The organism is Streptomyces sp. 12E (assembly GCF_055633275.1).
Genome location: NZ_JBVNCJ010000001.1, coordinates 105141 through 124387, shown reverse-complemented (window position 1 = coordinate 124387; position 19247 = coordinate 105141). Strand labels below are relative to the sequence as shown.

General features: G+C 68.7%; 19 protein-coding genes, 1 tRNA gene and 1 pseudogene. 7 read left to right on the top strand and 14 right to left on the bottom strand.

What is annotated here, in order from left to right; genetic code table 11:
* Window positions 1–5: 5 nt before the first annotated feature.
* The 3 genes and pseudogenes from ACZ8ZB_RS00670 to ACZ8ZB_RS00660 all read right to left on the bottom strand — a co-directional run bounded on the left by ACZ8ZB_RS00670 (window position 6) and on the right by ACZ8ZB_RS00660 (window position 3691).
* Window positions 6–1028 (bottom strand): pectate lyase family protein, encoded by a 1023-nt coding sequence (locus tag ACZ8ZB_RS00670; protein WP_470735759.1) that lies wholly within the window; start codon window positions 1026–1028, stop codon window positions 6–8.
* A 15-nt stretch (window positions 1029–1043) separates the two neighbouring features.
* Window positions 1044–2099 (bottom strand): pectate lyase family protein, encoded by a 1056-nt coding sequence (locus ACZ8ZB_RS00665; RefSeq protein ID WP_470735758.1) that lies wholly within the window; start codon window positions 2097–2099, stop codon window positions 1044–1046.
* Between the two features lie 501 nt (window positions 2100–2600).
* Window positions 2601–3691, bottom strand: a pseudogene (locus ACZ8ZB_RS00660) (integrase core domain-containing protein).
* 54 nt (window positions 3692–3745) lie between these two features.
* Between ACZ8ZB_RS00660 and ACZ8ZB_RS00655 the strand changes: the two are divergent.
* The 4 genes from ACZ8ZB_RS00655 (at window position 3746) to ACZ8ZB_RS00640 (ending at window position 5892) form a co-directional block, all read left to right on the top strand.
* Window positions 3746–4189 (top strand): hypothetical protein, encoded by a 444-nt coding sequence (locus tag ACZ8ZB_RS00655; protein ID WP_470735757.1) that lies wholly within the window; start codon window positions 3746–3748, stop codon window positions 4187–4189.
* Window positions 4159–4644: a DUF6292 family protein gene (locus ACZ8ZB_RS00650; protein WP_470735756.1), complete on the top strand. Its 486-nt coding sequence runs from the start codon at window positions 4159–4161 to the stop codon at window positions 4642–4644. Before ACZ8ZB_RS00655 ends, ACZ8ZB_RS00650 begins: the two co-directional genes overlap by 31 nt.
* Window positions 4645–4837: 193 nt before the next feature.
* Window positions 4838–5176: an ArsR/SmtB family transcription factor gene (locus tag ACZ8ZB_RS00645; protein WP_470735755.1), complete on the top strand. Its 339-nt coding sequence runs from the start codon at window positions 4838–4840 to the stop codon at window positions 5174–5176.
* Complete coding sequence (locus ACZ8ZB_RS00640) at window positions 5173–5892, top strand: cation efflux transmembrane domain-containing protein (protein WP_470735754.1); 720 nt, start codon at window positions 5173–5175, stop codon at window positions 5890–5892. The genes ACZ8ZB_RS00645 and ACZ8ZB_RS00640 overlap by 4 nt, the downstream gene beginning before the upstream one ends.
* Window positions 5893–6188: 296 nt before the next feature.
* On the opposite strand, the gene fabG is transcribed toward ACZ8ZB_RS00640, so the two are convergent.
* Together fabG and ACZ8ZB_RS00630 are read right to left on the bottom strand one after the other, a co-directional pair.
* On the bottom strand, window positions 6189–6983 hold the full coding sequence (fabG, locus tag ACZ8ZB_RS00635; RefSeq protein ID WP_470735753.1) for a 3-oxoacyl-ACP reductase FabG: 795 nt from the start codon (window positions 6981–6983) through the stop codon (window positions 6189–6191).
* A 216-nt stretch (window positions 6984–7199) separates the two neighbouring features.
* The gene (locus ACZ8ZB_RS00630; protein WP_470735752.1) at window positions 7200–7433 is read right to left on the bottom strand and encodes a hypothetical protein; all 234 of its coding nucleotides are present in this window, start codon (window positions 7431–7433) and stop codon (window positions 7200–7202) included.
* 126 nt (window positions 7434–7559) lie between these two features.
* On the opposite strand from ACZ8ZB_RS00630, the gene ACZ8ZB_RS00625 reads away from it, so the two are divergent.
* Complete coding sequence (locus ACZ8ZB_RS00625; RefSeq protein WP_470735751.1) at window positions 7560–7928, top strand: hypothetical protein; 369 nt, start codon at window positions 7560–7562, stop codon at window positions 7926–7928.
* 426 nt (window positions 7929–8354) lie between these two features.
* Here ACZ8ZB_RS00625 and ACZ8ZB_RS00620 read toward each other — a convergent pair whose 3' ends face one another.
* The 4 genes from ACZ8ZB_RS00620 to ACZ8ZB_RS00605 form a co-directional block, all read right to left on the bottom strand.
* On the bottom strand, window positions 8355–8585 hold the full coding sequence (locus tag ACZ8ZB_RS00620) for a hypothetical protein (RefSeq protein WP_470735750.1): 231 nt from the start codon (window positions 8583–8585) through the stop codon (window positions 8355–8357).
* A gap of 256 nt (window positions 8586–8841) precedes the next feature.
* Window positions 8842–9150 carry a hypothetical protein gene (locus ACZ8ZB_RS00615; RefSeq protein ID WP_470735749.1) on the bottom strand — a complete coding sequence of 103 codons (309 nt, stop codon included), beginning with the start codon at window positions 9148–9150 and terminating at the stop codon, window positions 8842–8844.
* 196 nt (window positions 9151–9346) lie between these two features.
* Window positions 9347–9832, bottom strand: coding sequence for a hypothetical protein (locus ACZ8ZB_RS00610; protein WP_470735748.1), 486 nt, complete (start codon window positions 9830–9832; stop codon window positions 9347–9349).
* Window positions 9833–10027: 195 nt separating this feature from the next.
* On the bottom strand, window positions 10028–10585 hold the full coding sequence (locus ACZ8ZB_RS00605) for a DUF6461 domain-containing protein (protein ID WP_470741388.1): 558 nt from the start codon (window positions 10583–10585) through the stop codon (window positions 10028–10030).
* A gap of 656 nt (window positions 10586–11241) precedes the next feature.
* Between ACZ8ZB_RS00605 and ACZ8ZB_RS00600 the strand changes: the two genes are divergently transcribed.
* Window positions 11242–11314 (top strand) — tRNA-Gly (locus ACZ8ZB_RS00600).
* Window positions 11315–11381: 67 nt separating this feature from the next.
* On the opposite strand, the gene ACZ8ZB_RS00595 is transcribed toward ACZ8ZB_RS00600, so the two are convergent.
* From ACZ8ZB_RS00595 to ACZ8ZB_RS00575, 5 genes are all read right to left on the bottom strand, one after another.
* Window positions 11382–11780: a peptidase inhibitor family I36 protein gene (locus ACZ8ZB_RS00595; RefSeq protein WP_470735747.1), complete on the bottom strand. Its 399-nt coding sequence runs from the start codon at window positions 11778–11780 to the stop codon at window positions 11382–11384.
* Between the two features lie 512 nt (window positions 11781–12292).
* A complete protein-coding gene (locus tag ACZ8ZB_RS00590) occupies window positions 12293–14554 on the bottom strand; it encodes a M4 family metallopeptidase (protein WP_470735746.1) in 2262 nt (753 codons plus the stop codon).
* Between the two features lie 533 nt (window positions 14555–15087).
* The gene (locus ACZ8ZB_RS00585) at window positions 15088–15378 is read right to left on the bottom strand and encodes a hypothetical protein (RefSeq protein WP_470735745.1); all 291 of its coding nucleotides are present in this window, start codon (window positions 15376–15378) and stop codon (window positions 15088–15090) included.
* A gap of 500 nt (window positions 15379–15878) precedes the next feature.
* Window positions 15879–16310, bottom strand: a complete 432-nt coding sequence (locus tag ACZ8ZB_RS00580; RefSeq protein WP_470735744.1) for a DUF4262 domain-containing protein — start codon at window positions 16308–16310, stop codon at window positions 15879–15881.
* 53 nt (window positions 16311–16363) lie between these two features.
* Window positions 16364–17169 (bottom strand): IS5 family transposase gene (locus ACZ8ZB_RS00575; protein WP_470741387.1). Its coding sequence is split into 2 segments (ribosomal slippage): window positions 16364–16839 and window positions 16839–17169, totalling 807 coding nucleotides; the frame shifts between segments, so codons are not numbered across the junction.
* A 175-nt stretch (window positions 17170–17344) separates the two neighbouring features.
* On the opposite strand from ACZ8ZB_RS00575, the gene ACZ8ZB_RS00570 reads away from it, so the two are divergent.
* Window positions 17345–19045 (top strand): IS1182 family transposase, encoded by a 1701-nt coding sequence (locus ACZ8ZB_RS00570; RefSeq protein ID WP_470735743.1) that lies wholly within the window; start codon window positions 17345–17347, stop codon window positions 19043–19045.
* Window positions 19046–19247 lie beyond the last annotated feature (202 nt).

The window sequence follows — 19247 nt, the reverse complement described above, 5'->3', positions numbered from 1 at the left end:
CTCCTTCAGATCCGGCCGGCGCCGGCACCGGCGGGAACGATGGCGGGGAGGTCTGCGGGGTCATCGAGGGTGTACGCGTAGTAGGTGCGTGGTTCGACGACGGTGCCGAGCGTCTCGGGCTGTCCGCAGCGCACGTAGAGGTTGTTCCGTTCCACCACCCGGCCGGGTCCGCTGTCGTCGTAGCCGGAGTAGATCGGGTGGGCGACGTCCTCGAAGTAGTTGCCCTCCACCAGCACGCCCGCGTCCTCGGTGGACGCCACGCCGTAGAGGGTGTTGTTCCGGTAGTAGTTGTTGTAGACGTGCACGGGTTCGCCGAAGCGGACGCGTGGATGGCGCTGGGCCGTGCCGTCGAAGAAGTTGTGGTGGAAGCTGACCCGCAGCCTGTCCCGGTCCTGACTGCCGTTGGCGTCCGAGTGGCCGATCAGCATGGTCTTGCTGTGGTCGTGGAAGTGGTTCCAGGAGACGGTGACGCAGTCCGCGCCGCGTACGATGTCGATCAGACCGTCCGCGCCCGTGCTGAAGGTGCAGTGGTCGATCCAGATGTGGTGCGAGGACTGCTGGATGCTGAGGGAGTCGTCCTCGGCACCGGTGAACCGCAGGTTCCGGATGATGACGTTCTGCCTGCGGTACATGTCCAGGCCGCCGCCGGTGATCTCCGCGTCGGTGCCCAGACCGATGATGGTCTTGTTCGAGCGGACGCCCTGCTTGCTGCTGATGCGCAGGGTACCCGAGACCTGGATCACGTAGGGCTCGTTGCGGTCGCAGTAGTCCAGGAACGTGTCGGCGTCGGTGACGGTGACCACCGGGCCGCCCGCGCCGCCGGTGGTGCCGGACAGGCCCAGCGCGGGGACGCCCGCGAAGCCGTCGGCGGTCTGCGCCGCCAGGGCGGCTCGCGCCCGCCGTACGGCAGCGGGCGCGGCGGCCCACGCGCGCCCGCCCGTGCCGGTGGCCGGCAGGGCGGCGACGGCCGCGGTGGCGGCGGTGCCCACGAACAGGCCGCGACGGGTGAGGGAGGGGAGGTTCCTCATCGTTGTCTCCGTTCCTCAGATCTTTCCGACGCCGGCGCCGGCCGGGACGACGGTCGGGACCTCGGCCGCCCGGTGCGGGGTGTAGGGGTAGTACGTGCGCGGCTCGACGACCGAACCCCGCGTCTCGACGGGGTGGTTGCACTCGACGAGGACGTTGTCGCGCGCGACCAGGCGGCCGAGGTCACCGCTGAAGTCCACGCGGGCGGGGTTGTTGACGCTGTGGAAGTAGTTGCCTTCCAGGACCACCCCGGCGTCCATGGCGGAGGCGACGCCGTAACTGTTGTCGCGGTAGTAGTTGTTGTAGACGTGCACCGGCTCGGCGAACCGGACGCGGGGATTGCGCTGGTCGGAGGCGTCGAAGTAGTTGTGGTGGTAGGTGACGCGCAGCCGTCCGCGGTCCTGTGCGGCGTTGTCGTCGTCGTGTCCGAGCAGCAGGGTCTTGTCGTGGTCGTGGAAGCGGTTCCAGGAGACGGTGACGAAGTCCGAGCCGCGCTTGATGTCCACGGCGCCGTCGTCGCCGTCGGAGAAGTCGTTGTGGTCAATCCAGATGTGGTGCGAGAACATCTGGACGTTGATCAGGTCGTCCGTGGCGCCGTCGAACGACAGGTTGCGGATGATGATGTTGTGCACCGTGTCAGCAGGGGGCGAGGTGACGGCGTCACTCGCCGGGAGGCCGATGTGCAGCCCGCCGCCGGTCAGCCGGGCGGTGCTTCCCAGGCCGACGATGGTCTTGTCCGAGGCGACCGGGTGCATGCCGTCGCGGGAGCCGGTGGGCAGCGTGATCGTGCCACTGACCTGCACGACCAGGGGTTCGGGGCGGGAGATGTAGTCGAGGAACTGTGCGGTGGTGGCGGCGGTGACGACCGAGCCGCCCGTGCCGCCAGTGGTGCCGTTCTGCCCCAGTGCGCTGACGCCCGCGAAGCCGTCGGCGGTCGTGGCGGAGGAGGAGGGAGGGGCGGAAAGGGCCGCAGTGGGGGAGAGGGGGCCGAACGGCGGGATGGTGAGGGCGGAGGCGATCAGCGCGGCGGCAATCAGTCCGGCTCGAGACGCGCGGCGTCTGAATAATCGCATGGGGGATAGCCCTTTCTGTACCGTCTTTCGGACGTGCCGAAGATGACGTTCCTTAACGGGCTGTACTGAGCGAATGACGACTCTCTTGAGGGCAAGCGCTTTCTGTGGAAAGTAGGGGCCTTGTCCTGGGCGCGTCAACAGGCGTGCAGGCATGTGAAAGCGGACGTTCTCAACAGGAGCAGACAGGAGCGTGCGTGAGTGAACAGACGTCACACCCGTGGCGGCAATCCGTGTCCGTACGGTCCGGCCACCCCGGCTTCCGGCAGGGCGCACCGGAGTGCCGCAACAGGTCGTCGCTGTCGCTGGTTCGGATGCCGACTGATCGCCGGGGCACGAACGGAGTGAGTGAGTCCTGCATTGCGCCGCAATCACTCTCGCAAGAGACGCCTGCGCCAACGCGCCGCGGTCGTGCTGCTGCCCACCGCACGCGCTACGCGCGTGTGATCAAGGCGCCCCGAGTGCCTGCGAACCCTGTGCCGCTTGGAAAGTCATCGCTGCTGGTCAAGCCGCATATCGGTACTCGTTGATCGCTTTGCCGAGGATGCGGGTGCGTGGGAGTTTGCCGGGGTGGCCGTGCTGGTGTTCGGCGGTGGGTTCCTCGCTCACGTCGGGCGGGAGTTGGTCCCGGGCCTGGTGGGGCCGGTGCCCGTTGTAGTGATCTTGATGCCGGCCCAGGGCGCGACGCGCATGGGCCTCGTTCACGATCAGCACGTGGTCCGGGGCTTCCCGGTGATCGTGCCGGTCACGCGCTCGCAGTGGGCGTTCATTCGCGGCGCCCGGGGCGTGCTGAGCAGCACGTCCACGTCCTCTGACGGGAAGACGGCGTCGAAGGCCTCGGTGTATTTGGTGTCGCGGTCGCGCAGCACGAGACGCGGGGACTTCATCCGTGTGCCGAAGTCAGCGGCGAGGTTGCGCGCCTGCTGCACCGCCCACTGGCCGGTCGGGTGGGCGGTGACGCCGGTCGGGTGCGGGCGCCGGGTGCCGTGCTCGAGGAACGCCGGCACATGCAGGCGCTTGCCCAGGACGGTGTCGAGGTGGAAGAAGTCCGCGGCCATGATCCCCTCGGCCTGGGCAGTGAGGAACGTGCGCCGGCCGGGGCCGCAGCGGCGTGGGGCCGGGTCGATGCCCGCAGCGTCGAGGATCTGCCAGACGGTGGACGGTGAGAACGGGTGCCCCAGCCGGGCCGGCTCGCCCTGAATCCGGCGATGGCCCCACCTCGGACTCTCCTCGGCCAGGCGCAGGACGAGCTTCTTCGGCGCGGCCGGGGTCGGAGGGCGGCCGGTGCGGCCGCGGCGCTTGGAACAGTCCCACTTCTTCGCGATCAGCCTGCGGTGCCAGGCCGGTACGGTGCCGGGCCGGACCGGGAAGACCTGCGCCCGGCGACGGCGCGGTATCAGCGAGGACAGGGCGGCACACCAGAACCGGTCGGCCGGCTCGTAGCGCACCGGTCCTACGAGTTGGCGGTGCAGGACCGTGTTCTCGTGCCGCAGCACGAACAGTTCGGCTTCCTTCATGGTGTCGCGGCGCAGCAGTATGCCGGGGACGGCCGGCAGCTTCCGGGTCACCCCGTACCGCAGCGAGACGATCACCATGACAGCACCCCAGCTGCTACCGACGCTCCAGGACATGGGTACGCACCTGCAGCGATGACTTTCCGAGCGGTACAGGACCGGACCCGGCTCTACGACGGCGAGCAGATCGACGCCTACCTCGCCGGGCGTCCCGTCCCGGCGCTGCCGACGGCGGATGATGACGATGACCTGCTGGACCGCCAGGAGGTTGCCGCGCTGCGCGGGATGGGCCCGCAGGCATGGGACCGCCGGAAGAAGGATCCGGCCGTGCGTGAGCACATGGTGCTCGTGGGCGGAGTCGAGCACTGGCTCCGCCACGTCGTGCGCGACCACACCCCCATGCCCCGCCGCAGGATCGCCACCGGTGGCGGGGGCCGTCCCGCGGGCGTCGGGGACCAGGTCCCGCGCGATCTGCTCCCGGCGCGTGTCGCGCAGCTCCTGGACGACGACTCCACCGTCACTGCGGCCGTGTTACCGACCGGCTCGGCGTGCACCGCAACACCGCCCAGGCCGCGTTGACAGCCCTGCGCGCGGAGCGGATGGCCGACGTGATGGAGCAGCGCGGGGTGAGCGCCGCGCAGGCCGCCGCCGGAATCGGCTACCCGGCCGACCTGACCCGCCGCGCGGGCATCCGGGCCGCGGCCGTCCCGCGCGGCCGCCAGGCCCGCCCCTACCTCGCCGAGGTCGCCCGCGCCCTGCACGCCCGCGGCTGGACCACCGCCGACACCTCGCCGGCCGTTCAGCACCCCGAGGACGATGAATGCGTCGCCGTGCTCGTCCTGGACGGCCCCACGGTGCTGGCTGCGGCTCTGGTGTGGTCCCAGCGGCACGGCTGGCGCACCGCGGCCTCCCGGGCACCCGCTCGGCCGGGGCGCAGCCTGGCCCCCCCGCCAGGCCCCGGCGTGCGCCACCTCGCCGCCGGCACCGCCCCCGACCCTGCCGACCTCGTGAAGGCCCTGGAAACCACCGGCTGACTGGCTCTCTCCATGAGAAGGAGCAGCACTCCGACACCGATTCGGGAGGCGCCGGGCCGCGGGCTCCCAGACGGAATGTCCACGAGTTCAGACAGCACCGCTCCCCCTGCCCGTGCGAAGCGCAGACGGGGGAAGCAGACTCCCGAGATGATCCATGACTTCCTGGATCCAGGAATGCGTGTACTTTCGTGGTGTGCTGACTGTTGACTCCGACATCGAGGTGCTGGCCCGGTTCGGTCGTGCGCTCGCCGACCCGATCCGCTGCCGCATCCTGCTCGCCCTGCGTGATGCCCCCGCCTACCCGTCCGACCTCGCCGACGCGCTCGGGATCTCCCGTACGCGGCTGTCGAACCACCTGACGTGCCTGCGGGACTGTGGGCTGGTCGTCACCGTGCCCGACGGCCGCCGCACCCGCTACGAACTCGCTGATCCCCGGCTCGGCCACGCGCTGGACGACCTGCGCACCGCCGTGGTGGCCATGGAAACCGACAAGGCGTGCGTCGACGCCGAGGCCCAGGGATGCTGCTCATGACCGCGATGTCCCTCGGGCCCTCCCCGGCCCGCCGTGACGCGCTGGCCAAGCGCATACGCCTGCTGGTCGCCGCGACCATCACCTACAACGCCATCGAGGCGATCGTCGCCATCACCGCCGGCACGATCGCCTCCTCCACCGCCCTGGTCGGCTTCGGCCTGGACTCGGTCGTCGAGGTCTCCTCCGCGGCGGCCGTCGCCTGGCAGTTCTCCGCCCGCGAGCACACCGTGCGCGAGGCCCGCGAGAAGACCGCTCTGCGGATCATCGCGATCTCGTTCTTCGCGCTGGCCGCCTACGTCACCGTCGACGCGATCCGCGCCCTCACCGGTATCGGCGAGGCCGAGCGCTCCATCCCCGGCATCGTGCTGGCCGCCCTGTCGCTGGCGATCATGCCGTTCCTGTCCGCCGCCCAGCGCAAGGCCGGCCGCGAACTCGGATCCGCCAGCGCGGTCGCGGACTCCAAGCAGACCCTGCTGTGCACCTACCTGTCCGCCGTCCTCCTGGTCGGCCTGCTCCTCAACGCCACCCTCGGCTGGGCCTGGGCCGACCCCATCGCCGCCCTCGTCATCGCCGCCGTCGCCATCAAGGAAGGCCGCGACGCCTGGCAGGGCAAGGGCTGCGGCTGCGCACCCCCCACCACCGCGGCGGCCTCGTCCACCGACGCTAAGGCGGACGCGTGCGGCGGCTGCCCGCCCGGATGCGACTGCTGCAACTGACCGCCCGTAGACGTGGAGAGAGCCCCGGTGCTGACCGGGGCTCTCTCCACGTTCAAGATCGGTTGAAAGACCTTCGTGGGTCTGGAGCGAGGGCGGGGGTTGGTAGATCCTCAGGTGGGCCGCTGCCACGAGGACGGCACATCGCATCGGGGTGTGCCGAGCACGTCGGCGATCCGGCCGGCCCCCGTGCCCCGCAGACCGGCGGGGAAGGACATCGCGGCCCGGATGACGTCGGCGTCCTGCGCCGGGTGGGGAGACGGGAGGCAGGCCGGGGGCCGGGCGGTTCTTCGCCGAGGTCAGGATGTGGCCGGGTCAGCGAAGGCGTCCAGGGATTCGGGGAGGGTTTGGCCGCCGTCGACGATGAGGGACTGGCCGGTGACGAAAGAGGCTTCGTCGGAGGCGAGGAAGAGCACGGCGTGTGCGACGTCGGCGGTCTCGCCCAGCCGCCCCAGCGGGATGGAGCCGGCCATCCGGCGCAGGTAGTCCGGCCCGAGGTTGGTCAGCCCTTCGGTGCGAACGTTCCCGGGCAGGACGGCATTGACCGTGATGCCGTACGGGGCCAGCTCCACAGCCGCCCCGCGCAGGAAACCAAGTTGCCCTGCCTTGCTGGCCCCGTAATGGGACCACCCCGCGTAGCCCGTGGCCGGGCCGGTGATCGAGGAGGTCAGAACGATCCGGCCGCGGCCAGCTCGTTCCATCGCGGGCAGACACGCCCGCACGGACAGGATGGAACCCCGGAGGTTGACGTCCAAGACCTCGTCCACGTCCTCGGCGGTCAGCTCGCGCAGCGGACGCTCCGGGAAGATCCCGGCGTTGGCGCACAGCACATCGATCCCGCCGTACCGCCGTTCGGCCTCGGCCGCCATCCTCTCGATCTGTCCGGGCCGCCGCACGTCCACGCCCAGACCCGCGATCCGCCCGCCCGTGACCTGGGCGAGACCGTCCGCTGCTTCGCGGGCCGTCTCCTCGTGCCGGCCCGTGAGCAACACGGCGGCACCCTGCCGGGCGAAGAGTTCGGCGATGCCGAACCCGATTCCCCGCGTCCCTCCGGTCACGATCACGGACCGGTCCTCCCAGCGTGTGAACGTCATACCACTCGCCCCTTCACTGCCATTCCTCCACCGCCGGGAAAGCCCGGCCGCTGTCCCGGTCACGCTAGCGACGGATCCGGACGTGGTGGCGAAGGACCGGCCGGTACGCGTACCGGGCGGGCTCATGAGCCGACGAACTCGTCGAGCAAAGCGATGGGGTTGGGGGCGCGCCGCGCGGCTCGCTCGTGCGCCGGCCAGGTGGTGTGCTGCCGGGTGTCAGGGTGCGGGCGGCTGGGTGTGCTGGGGGGGGCGTCGCCGGATCAGGGGGTGGGTGAGGAGTAGGTGCAGGACGCGGCGGGCGTCGGTGCGGCGGGCGGGGTCATGGGCCAGGACCGCGACGGCGGTGGCCAGCAGGGGGCCGATCACGCTCAGCACGAGGGCGGCCAGGGGCGGAATGAGGAACGTCACGACGGGTGTCTTCCGGTAGCTGGTTGGGTGGTCGTGGTCCATTGAGGCACCTGAGGAGCGTTCGGCGGGGTGTTGCGAAAGACGCCGAACGACAGTGAACGCCCAGGCCACACACCCAGGCCATGGACACCAAGGTCGCCGTCGACAAGAACAGGAAGGGGGGAGGGGGTGGGGGTGGAGTCGGGTGAGGATCCGGTGGAGGAGTTCGCCGCGTGGCTGCGTGAGCTGCACCGGGAGACGAGGAGGCCCAGCTACAGCGAGATCGTGCGCCGTATCCGTGCCAGGGATCCCAGTGCGAGCGTCGTGGTGAGCACGATCTCCGAGACCCTCAACGGCAAGCGCCTGCCGCGCTGGACGACGGTCGAGCCCATCGCCCGCGCCCTGGGCGGGGTGCCCGCGGTCGAGGAATGCCTGCGCCGCTGGAAACAGGCCGATGCCGCCCGCGCAGCCACCACCCCGCCGAACCCGAGGCGACCAGGCCCGTATCCGGCACTCCTTCGCCCGAGCGAGCAGCCACCAAGCTCCCTACTGCCGTAGAGACAGAGCCGGTCGGCACATCCCGGCAGGGAACACCGCAGCTCCAAAAGAAGCTGCTTGTGGTCAGGGTGGCGAGCGCGGCCACTGCCACAGGACTGGGCCTGGCGCTCTGGCTGTCTCTTGTCTCTGTCGGTGGGCGCCCGGTGTTGATTGGGCTGTCCGTGCGGCGGTTGTTCTGTGACAGCCCGAACTGCGGCCGACGGACGTTCGCTGAGCAGATCGCCGGGCTGACGGCGCGCTATCAGCGCCGCAGCCCGCTTCTGCAGCACCCGGTGGAGACGGCCGGGGTGCTGCTCGCCGGCCGCGGCGGCGTCCGGCTCCTGCAGATCCTGAAGGTGCCGCTGCCGCGGACCAGCGTGCTTTTCCATCTGATGCGTTTGCCGCTTCCGCCGGCAGCGATTCCACGGGTGCTGGGCGTGGACGACTTCACGCTGTACGCAGGCGGCGCCGGGCCTCCTCCAGCCGCACGTCATAGTCGGGGAAGAACAGCGCGGGCAGCATCTTGTCCAACTGGCCGGCGATCCGATGGATCGGTGCCCATGCCGCCGGATCGTCGACCGTGTTGCTGAGATCGGTCATCTGCAACCGTTCCAGCCAGTCCGACAGGATCGTCGCTTCGTCGCGGGTGAGCTTGATCGTGATCTCTGGCTCTTCCACCCCGGCCCCACCCCTTCGAACAGGCGATTCAACGTTCCGCGACAACCTACCGATCGCCTGCTCCGCGAGATCGACCAGTCTTCATCGGGGCCGAACACATGCCGTCATCTCTCGTCGACATTCCCGAGCCGGTTGATCGCCAACTGCCTCCGCAACCCATCGACAAACGCTGTTCCTGGAGATGAACGAAGCCGGCCGGCGCCTCGGCACTCACCACACCGAGAAAGCGTCCGTCGCTGAACCAAGGCGCAGCGCCTCACGACACGTCGGGCCGCGCACCCGTGACCGAACCGAGGGCCATCACCGCGTCGTCCATGTCCCCTTCCAGGAACAGGAAATACGCCTGCGCCACCACGGCGCTCAAGGAGCCGTCTCCTTCGCGGCTCTCCTGCAGTTCCGGGCACCGGTCCCGCCATAACTCGGCGAGCGCACCGTAGGGCTCCGGAGCCGCCGGCGCCGAGGCCATCACCCCCACCAAGAACTCCACGGCGACGGCCCGGCTTCCGCCGCAGTGCGCCATCACACCAGCGAGACCGACTCCTGCCGCCACCGACTGATTCGACATTGCCGAAGAATATCCACGGCCAAAGGGTCTGTGCGCCCATCCACTGGGACGAAGGCACCGATCGATGTGTGAAGAGGACCAGTGCCTTTGTCATGCGTCCGCTTGAGGCGAGATGACGGAGGCTGTTGCCCCGCCGTAAGGCGCGGTGTTGGCCGACGAGCGGCTACAGCCGCTCGTGGTCCGCCGGCAGAGCGGGTCAGATGCCCATAGAGGCCATCTCGATGAGTGAGCGGTAGTTGGCCGCGGCGGTGACCACGCAGGCGCGGTAGGTCCGGTCACTCTTGACGGCCAGGAAGTAATCGCGAAGGTTTTTCCAGTATTTGACCAGATAACTGAGTCCGGGCACGAAGCCGACCGGGCGCGGTACGAGGGCGAACGCCTCGCTGCACTTGAGGATCTCGCCAGTGGCTGTGGACAGTACGTCGGCCACCTCGGCGTTCATGTTCCAGCCGACCGCTAGCTCAGGCGTCCAGATGGCACCGGCGATGGCCCGCAGTTGCTCCTGTTCCTCGGGGGTGGGGTCGCTCATCGCGATCGACTGCGCGGTCACCGGTGCGTCGGCCGGCGCACCGCCGGAGGCTGCTGCAGCCGGTCCCGCCATGGCCGTCGCGACCAGAACCGCTGTCAGCGTGACGGCGATCCTGGTGCCTCTGCCTCTCCCATGCCCGCTGCTTGTGGTCACCGTGTGTTCCTCCCGTGGATGACTGCCCCCGGCGCGGGGGGGCGTCTGAAGGTGACATGGCATGGACAAGACGGTCAACGGCGACAATCACGCCACACGCCCTCATGACCCGGCCGGGACCTGAGCGCGCGTCCGGCTGACAACGACGGCTTCTGGCTGAGGGTGCCATTCTGACCGCCGGCCGCTGTAGGTTGGTCAGTCGGCCCGTATGGGAACAACGGCCGTCGGCAGCGACCCCGCCACTTCCTGCGGGTACACCGTCAGGCCGAACTCGCTTTCCACCGCCTCCAGCGCGGCAGCCGGGTCAGAGAAGTCGTCCTCCGGCTCGTCCAGGAAGAAGCCGACTCGCTCCAGGGCCCGGTTGAGCCGGTCCGGATCCGTTCCGGACGCCGGGTCGAACCTCCACGAGTCGAACAGGGCGAGTATCTCTCCGTCACGGGCGTGCGCCACACGAGTGGTGCCGTCGAGGAACTTCCACACAGACACCGCTTCCGTACCCCTGGACAGCTCCTTGAGCACCGGCTCCCTGAACGGGACACCCATCTGCGGGAGCGCATCGAACACATACGCCCACCCCGACCCCTCCGGGCAGTAGACCCGCACCGCCCAGCTGTCCAGGCTGTAGTGCTCAGCCACACCGTCGATGGGATACCGGGGCAGCGGATCCGAGCCGACGGCACCCAGCCGGGCCAATACGTCCGCCTCTCCCAGCCCTCGGACCGCGGTGACGCAGAACCACTCGTCCCCCAGCACATCGAACAACGTGGAAGCCATCACGCCCCGAGCCTTCCCGGTCAGCATCCGTCTGGCGGCCGCCAACGCTACGCCACACGCCTGAACTCCCGTTGACGAACGACGACACCATCAGAAGCCGTATCTCAACCGATCTCGGAACGCGCGGGTGGTGGCCTACTGCTACATCAGACCGCGCTTGAGAGGACCGTGTAGAGCGCGCGGCTGCAGGAGTTCCCGTGCTCGGCCGGGGTTGTGTGAGCGGTCCGGCCGCGGGTAGACGGCTGAGCGACTGGGGAGTGAAGCGCGCGGGTGGCGTGTACCTGTGGTGAGTACGCGCCGCCCTCGCACGCGTCGTGGCGCTGAGGAGATTCGGGCCGGCGGGCCGTAGGAGGGGCGCTTCGGCGGCGTGCTGGGTCAGGAGCGCAGACGCTTTTCGCGGACGGGCCGCACGATGGCCTCGTGAGCCGTCGGCTTGCCTGGCGTCGCAAGTGGCTGGAGCGCCCAGGCCGTTTTCTCTCCCGGGTGGTGCCGCACGGGGGTAAGGCCAAGGACGGCTCCCAGCCTCGGGTGTTGACCGGCGGGTTGGCGAGAGCCGTCCGGGATGTGCGTGGTGTGCTGGGACTGCGGTAGAGTGGATCTTGAGAACGCCGCCAAGTTTGCCGGTGGTGGACTGTGCGTTGGTGGTCCAAGGAAAGACGCCCCGCTTCCTGCGGGGAAATGCAGGTGCAAGGCCTGCCCGGCGCTCCACGAGGAGGACCCCCGACCCCGCTGTTCCAGGGTCGGGGGTCTTCTTTGTATCCACTTGCCGGGGTGTTCAGCCGCAGTCGTTGCGGTTGATCTTCAGCGAGCGGGTCTGGTCGTTGAGGTTGTAGCCGCGCAGGTCGTGGATGGAGCCGCCGCTGCGGGTCACGCACACCCACCGGCCGGCGTGATTGCGCTTTTCGTAGACGCGGGCGGTGCGGTCGGAGTTGTTGCGGATCGAGCTGCCGCGGTCACGGATCGCGGAGGGCAGGTCCTTCACGCTGCCGTCCACCGCACGCCGCACCCAGGGCTGCCCGCCGAAGCCGATCTCCGGGTAGATGCACACGTAACCGGACGGGCAGTCGATACCGGCGCGTCCTGCGGCGGGCTCGCCGGCGGCCGAGGTGGGAGCGGTCAGGGGGAGCAGGGCCAGGGCGGAGACCGCCACGGAGCGCATCAGGGTTTTGATCACGCTCAAGAGATAGCGGCCCCGGGTAGCCTGCCGGCCGGCTGGATGCCGATCGGTTTCACCCGCGTGGAGGAGGCATACAGGCCACCTCCTCAAGCCGCGCTACGAAGGCGTCACGCCTGCCGGCAAGCCGGGGCATCACCCTTGCTGCCCGGGTGAACACCCTGCCCTGGCTGAAGCGGGGGAGACTGGCACAAGATCAGCATCGACGATCTTCTACCAGGGGTGCGCGAGCTCCCCTCCGTCACCACCGAACGTGAAACAGGGCCAATCGCTCGGTGTAATTCCTGATCCTGACCAGGCTGAAGCGCGCGAACATGTAGGGCGGTTGGCCGGTTATACGGCGTCGGACGCGGACGGGGAGGTAATCGTGGACATCGACGGCGTCCTCACCCTGGCACACTCCGAGGAGCAGGACGCCACTGTGCCACCTTGCCCGTGGTCGGCGGGGCGGAGCCCGGCCGTCCGGGGGACGACCGGGCTCCTTGATGTCACGCCGCGGTGGACGGAAGTCTTTAGAAGGTCAGGCTCCAGCCGTCGAGGTATCCGGGGTCGACGGTGAAGATGCCGGGAGTGTTGTCGGTGACGCGCAGCTTCCACGTGCCGTTGGCGGGCACGGCCGACGCGTCCACGGTGAACGTGTCGTGGAGTTCTGTGCCCTCGTCCCAGACGAAGTCCTTCACCAGGATGACCGTGCCGTCCTCGGCGACGAGGTTGATCACCTGTCCGCCGATGAAGTCGTGGACGAGGTCGACGTTCACCTTGAGGTCGTCGGGCGCGTTGCCGGCCCGCCCCGTGACGGTGATGGGGGACTCAACGGTGACCCAGTTGGGTATGTCGACCCGGGCCGGATTGGTGAAGAAGTCCCCGCCGGAGGCCAGCACGGACCAAGCGAAGGAGAGTTCGCGGGTCTCTGAGGCGGAGTTCGTGACGGTGACGACCGTGGAGAAGTCGCCCGCCGCCGTCGGGGTTCCGCTGATGACCCCGGTGGCGGCGTCGATGCTCAGTCCGGCAGGTAGGTTGGTCGCGGCGTAGCCGAGAGCGCCGGGACGGGTCGAGACCGCGTCGATCCGCAGCTCGGTGGGTTGGCCCACTGCGGACTTCTGGGTGGTCGGAACGACGGCCGCGATGTTGTTGACGTATGAGGGGCCGACGTTGACCGCGGCCCAGGCGTTGCCGACGGCCGTGTACGCGCCGTCGGCCATGCCGAAGAGGTCGTCCGCGGCCCGGAGCGTAGCGACGCGGGCGCTCGCGTAGTCGGTGCGGCTGGTCATGTAGACCGTCAGGGCCCGGTACCAGATGGCGGCGGCGTTCTCGATGCCGATGCCGGCGACCGGGTTGCCGTCGTAGGTGGGGCTGTCGTACGCGATGCCGTTGATGGTCTTTTGGCCGCTGCCTTCGGCGAGCAGGTAGAAGAAGTGGTTGCCCACTCCGGAGCTGAAGTGGGGGTCGAGCTTCCTGGTCTCGGAGGTCCAGTAGTCCTGGGACGTCCCTTTCTGGGAGGCGTCCCTGGAGGGCCGGTCCATGTACCGGATCGGCTGGCCGGTGCCGCGCAGGTCGATCAGCTCGGCCATGGTGTAGTCCGGCGTGTCCAGCGGGTTGTCCGCGTAGAACTCCACGGCTGCGGCCATGATGTCGCTGGTCGCCTCGTTGAGGCCGCCTGACTCACCCGAGTAGTGGAGGTTCGCGGTGGCGTAGGTGACGCCGTGGCTCATCTCGTGGGCCACGATGTCCAGGGAGGTCACAGGCCTGGCGTCGCCGATGCCGTCACCGTAGGTCATGCAGAAGCACAGGTCGTCCCAGAATGCGTTGGCGTATCCGCTGCCGTAGTGGACCCGGGAGCGGGCTCCCACTCCGTCGTCGGCGATGCCGTTGCGGCCGAACCGGTCCCGGTAGAAGTCCCACGTCGTCTGTGCGCCGTACGCGGCGTCCACGGCAGCCGTTTGCTCGTGGGCGGCGGTGCCGTCGCCCCAGTGGTCGTCGTCGTCGGTGAGCAGGTTCTGCGTGTTGTCCTGGGCGAACGAGTAGGTCCGGTGGTTGCCGCGCGTCGGGTCGGTCAACTCGTACGCGGTGCCGTTGTGGACCGATCCGATCTGCACGGAGCCGCTGTACTGGCTCTGGCCTTCACCGGCGCGGATCTGCTCCGCACTGTGCAGTTGCTCGCCGGTGGTGGCGTCGGTCACCACCTGGAGGCGGCTCGGGGTGCCGTCCTGCTGGAGGCCGGTGACGAAGGTTTCCCAGGCCAGGACGGGTTCACCGGAGCCCGCCCAGACGACCTGGCGGGGGGCCTGCGAAGTGGCGGCCTTGGCGGTTCCTTTCTCCTTGCCCGCCGCCAGCGCCTCCTTCCTGGCGGTGCCGACGGTGACGGTGGGCTTGGTCGTGTCGACGGCGATCCGTTCCGAGGTGGCCTTGGTGACGGTCGTGGAGGCGCCGTCCTGGTGGACGACCAGGTCGCCGCCGAGCACCGGGAGTCCCGCGTAGGTGCGCTCGTAGCGGGTGTGGACGGTACCGTCTGCGTCCTTGACGACATCTCTCGGCACGAGCTTTTCGCGGTCGCCGAGCTTCAGTCGGCGGGCGGTAGCGGCACCGTCGGCGGCGGCCGACTCGAGCAGCTTCTCCCGCTCTTCGGCAGAGAGTTCGACGCTCCCGGAACCGGGCTCGGGCCGGACCTCGATCTGCTGGGGCGCCCGGTCCTCGTCCGCGGCGAAGGCGGCCGGGCCCGCAGCCGTAGCGACCGGGAGCAGGAGCGCTCCCACGGTGAGCGCCGCGGTCAGCACCGCACGCTTGCGTGGAGTGACAGCGCCTCGAGGAGGGTGAGATCTGGATATCGGAGAATGTCCCGGTAATGACAGTCTGTCAGTCACTTCTGCAGCTCTCCCTGTGTCCGGCCGTACGCGCGACGGCCAGTGACGCGGATGCCGGACGTGAACCGGCACAACCGACCCCAGGCAGCGGCGTGCACCGCCTGAAGCAGCTCGATGCTTTCAAGGAATTAAGCAAACAGGCAGAGGTGAGCGGTTGGTTGTCCGGATCTCATCGACTGATCGGCTGATCCTTCAACGCACTTGAACAGAAACCCACTTGAGGTGACACTTTCCCGCAACATGCCTCTGAACAGCACTTTTAGCGGCGAAGCTTCGCCAGGCAGGCCTCTTCGCATCGCTGTAGGGCATGCTCGCGGTTTTCGGGGAGCCGGGATCGCCTTCACGCCACTCTCGAATCCCCACATCGTCTGCCGGTCATCCAGATGTAACAAAATGAATGACCAACGGCACTTGCTCTCCTCTGCTTTCAACTACTTGAAGACAGATCAGAACAAAAGGTATGTATCGTCAATGAGTTCGTGCACGGTGAGCGGCGAGACGCCGATTTCTTGATCGCCGATCATGGTTGTGTGGTGAGGAACGGGGTGCGTGCGGCGATCACCGATGACCGGAGAATCACGAGCCTCTCGGCCGAAGTGATCGCTGAACTCATTGCAGAGCCAGGAACCGTTGTGGCATGAACGGCACCAGACCAGGCTTGCGTCCAAGCCGCGGAAGCAGACTGTGGGCGCCGTCGCGAAGCACCGGCCGGCCTTCGTCGACCAGCTCCTGGTCATCCTCGTGCACCTTCGACACGGGGGCTACCCGCTACGTACTGGCCTGCTGATTCAGCACGGACCGCTCCACCATTAGCCTCGCGCTTTCATGAAGCGGACCGTCCGGCAGGCGGTCAGGAAAGCAGAAAGTGCCTCTGGCCAGCAAGAATGAGGATTGTCGAGGTCCTTGTTCCTGCCACCGCCGGAGGCACTTCCCAGGTGAAGCACTCTATCGGGTCCTATCCCCGTGTCCGCGTCCAGGACGACGGCCGCCAGGTCGTCTCCCAGGCCGGGACGGCCCTGCTCGTCGAAATGAGGTTCCCCCGAGATGCGGAGGGCCCGGGCGTACACCTGTCACACGCAAGACCTTGAAACCGGCACCCCCGGCACCGGTTTGCGCGTGCGGCCCGCACCGCACCGTCCGGACCACGCAGCCGGCGATCAGTCGAGCGCCCGGAAGTGATCGGCCGTGCCGTATGCGGCGCATCCACGCCGACATCCGCCCATCGGCTCGCACCCGCTCACGACTCGGCCGCCTCCTCGGTCCAGACTCCGGTCGGGTGCTCATCGACCGGAAGCCACAGACTGGGCTGCGCGCGGCAGCCCGGGCTGGCCTGCTCGTCCGACGGCCAGCGGTGATCCCGGTCGGGCCAGACGAGCTGGACGACGGGGACCGGGGCCTGGCGATAGAAGCCGACGGCCGTGCCCAGCAGAGGACGGTGCCAGCCGACGTTCACCGGTTGGACCTGGATCTCGTACCCCTCGACGACACCTGAGAGCAGCGTGCCGGGCTCTGTCGCAGCCCCGTCACGCAGCTCGGCGGCCCCGGCATTGACCCAGTGCATCAGTCCGTGAAGCTCCAGACCGAGCATGGCGACCTCTGGGATTCGATATGAATGCCACAGGCCAACGGTGAAGGACCAGTCTGGGATGTCCCCACCGCCGACGCCCACGACGGGGTGCCGGTAAGAATGCTGTCACCGATCCTGCTGGCTTAGAGGGTGTCTCACGTGGTGAGTTTTGCGAGCTTCTTGTAGCAGGTCAGGGTCGCCGCGAGTCCGAGGAAGGCCAGGAAGTGGCTGCCCTTTCGCTCGTATCGGACGGTCAGGCGGCGGTAGCCGAAAAGCCACGAGATCGACCGTTCGATCTTCCAGCGGTGCCGGCCGAGCCGTTCGCTGGACTCGATGCCGGGCCTGGCGATGCGCGGGACGATGCCCCGCTCGCGCAGCCACTTCAGCCTGTCGGCGGAGTGGTACGCCTTGTCCGCGCGGAGTCTGCCGGGGCGGCGCCTTCGCGGACCGCGCCGGGAGCGGATGGCGGGGATGCCCAGGACCAGCGGCAGCAGCGCCTGGCTGTCATGGACGTTCGCGCCGGAGACGCCAAGAGCGAGAGGGAGGCCCTGGGCGTCGGACAGGACGTGGAGCTTGCTGCCCCTCTTGCCCCGGTCGACCGGATTGCGCCCGGTCAGCGATCCCCCCTTTTCGCGCGGACGGAGGCCGCGTCCACGATGGCCGAGGTCCAGTCCACCTCGCCGCGGGCGCCGAGCTCGTCCAGAACGGCCTGGTGCAGCCGCCGCCACAGCCCGTCCCTGGTCCATGCGGAAAACCGGCGGTGCGCGGTGGCCGGCGAGACGCCGAACGTCTCCGGCAGATGCCGCCAGGCACAGCCGCTGGTCAGCACGTACACCACAGCCGTGAACACGGCCCGCTCATCAACCGGAGCCGTACCGCCTCCCTGCGGACGGGAAGCGAAGGGAGGCAGCAACGGTGCGACGAGCGACCAGAGTTCGTCAGGAACCAACCGCTGCGACAAACCAACACCCATGGCAAAACATCATGCCGCATCCACCTCACACCACGTGAGACACCCTCTTATTCCGTGCCCGGCGGGGCTGGCAGCTCGTTGGACAGGCCAGCAGCGGCCGTCTTGGCGATCCCGGTCGCGGGTGGGGTGTGGAATGTCGATGCGGCCGAGGCCGTGGCCGAAGGTGCCTGAGCTGACCGCGCAGGTGGCGCGGGCTGTGGCGGCACGGGGCCCGTACCCGCTGGCGATGCGGGTCCGTGACGAGCTGGGCGAGTTGTTCGCGGACGCCGAGTTCGCCGAGGCGTTCGGATCCAGAGGGAGGCCGGGCTGGTCACCGGGCCAGCTGGCGCTGGTGACGGTGTTGCAGTTCGCCGAGAACCTCACCGACCGGGCGGCAGCGCATCGGGTGCGGTACGGCATGGACCTGAAGTACGCGCTCGGCCTGGAGCTGGATGATCCCGGGTTCGACGCCTCGGTGCTGTCCGAGTTCCGCACACGGCTGGTCGAGCACGGGATGGAGGAGAAGGTGCTCGACCTGCTGCTGACCGCCCTCAAGGACCGGGGCCTGGTGAAGGCGGGAGGCAGGCAGCGCACCGACTCCACCCGTGTACTGGCGGCAGTACGCGACCTGAACAGGCTGGAGCTGGCCGGGGAAACACTGCGGGCCACGCTGGAGGCGCTGGCCTGCGCGGCCCCGGACTGGCTGGCCGGGGCGGTGCCCGTTCGGGAATGGGCCGACCGCTACGGCCCGCGGACTCACTCCTGGCATCCGCCGGCTTCCACGAGCAAACGCGAGGAGATGGCCCTGGTCTACGGCCGGGACGGGTTCGCGCTGCTGGAGGCGGTGCACGCCCCTGATACCCCGGCCTGGCTGCGCGAGCTCCCGGCGGTGCAGGTCCTGCGCACGATGTGGGTGCAGAACTACCACCGCACCGTGACCGAGACCGGAGCGGAGGTGAAGCGGCGGGAGAGCAAAGACCTCCCGCCCGGCAGACTGCGGCTGGCCTCTCCGTACGACACGAACGCGCGCTACGGCCTCAAACAGGGCTCCTGGTGGACCGGCTACAAGATCCACATCAGCGAGTCCTGCGACGATGCCGATGACCAGGACTCGGCTTCCGGCGGCCAGGCGCTGATCCCTGGAGCCGACGGACCGCCGCCGCGCTTGATCACCAGCATCGCGACCACCGACGCCACTGTGACCGACGCGGAAATGACCGAACCGGTCCATCACATGCTCGCCGCCCGCGATCTCCTGCCCGCCGAGCACTTCCTCGACTCCGGTTACGCCTCCGCCGAGTTGATCGTGGGCATGAAGAAGAACTTCGGAGTCACCCTGGTCACCCCGGTCCTGCTGAACAGCTCACCCCAGGCGCGTGCCGGCGCCGGGTTCGACCGCACCGCGTTCACCATCGACTGGGACAAGCGGCAGGCCACCTGCCCACGCGGGGACACCAGCACCTGGTGGAGCCCCGCCACTCTGCGCGGCACCAAGGCCATCGTCATCAAGTTCGACAAGGAGACATGCCGCCCCTGCCCGGTGCACGACCAGTGCACCCGCTCGAAGACCGGCGGCCGGACCCTCTCCCTGCAACCCCGCGAACTGCAAGAAGTCCTCGACCATGCCCGTCTCCAGCAGGGCGACGAGCAGTGGCGAGCCAAGTACGGAACCCGCGCGGGCATCGAGGGAACCATCCACCAGGCCGTCGCGGTCACCGGGATGAGACGTGCCCGCTACCTCGGTCTTCAGAAGACCCACCTGGAGCATGTCTTCTCCGCCGTTGCGCTCAACCTCATCCGCCTCGATGCCTGGTGGAACGGCCACCCGCTCGACCGCACCCGCGTCAGCCACCTTGCCCGACTCGATCTCTCCCTTGCCGCGTGACCGAATAGGGGTCTTACTGGTGTGATCGCCTAATCAACTGTCGCCGGTTCCCTGAGGAACCCAGCCAGTTGGTGACCGACTGTGGTCGCCAACGGCGTATCGGCTCCGGGTCCCACCGGCCTCATTGCGGAGCCGGGTGGTGGTCTTGTCGTGGTAGCGAGAGCGTCCGCGGCGACGGGCGCGGGATTCGGCACGAGGTGGG

Excerpts from the sequence above, each read along its gene's own strand:
- ACZ8ZB_RS00665 (WP_470735758.1), bottom strand. The coding sequence starts at position 2,099 with ATGCGATTATTCAGACGCCGCGCGTCTCGAGCCGGACTGATTGCCGCC.
- ACZ8ZB_RS00585 (WP_470735745.1), bottom strand. The coding sequence starts at position 15,378 with ATGACCAGGAGCTGGTCGACGAAGGCCGGCCGGTGCTTCGCGACGGCG.
- ACZ8ZB_RS00655 (WP_470735757.1), top strand. The coding sequence starts at position 3,746 with ATGACTTTCCGAGCGGTACAGGACCGGACCCGGCTCTACGACGGCGAG.
- fabG (WP_470735753.1), bottom strand. The coding sequence starts at position 6,983 with ATGACGTTCACACGCTGGGAGGACCGGTCCGTGATCGTGACCGGAGGG.
- ACZ8ZB_RS00615 (WP_470735749.1), bottom strand. The coding sequence starts at position 9,150 with ATGTCGAATCAGTCGGTGGCGGCAGGAGTCGGTCTCGCTGGTGTGATG.
- ACZ8ZB_RS00670 (WP_470735759.1), bottom strand. The coding sequence starts at position 1,028 with ATGAGGAACCTCCCCTCCCTCACCCGTCGCGGCCTGTTCGTGGGCACC.
- ACZ8ZB_RS00630 (WP_470735752.1), bottom strand. The coding sequence starts at position 7,433 with ATGGACCACGACCACCCAACCAGCTACCGGAAGACACCCGTCGTGACG.
- ACZ8ZB_RS00640 (WP_470735754.1), top strand. The coding sequence starts at position 5,173 with ATGACCGCGATGTCCCTCGGGCCCTCCCCGGCCCGCCGTGACGCGCTG.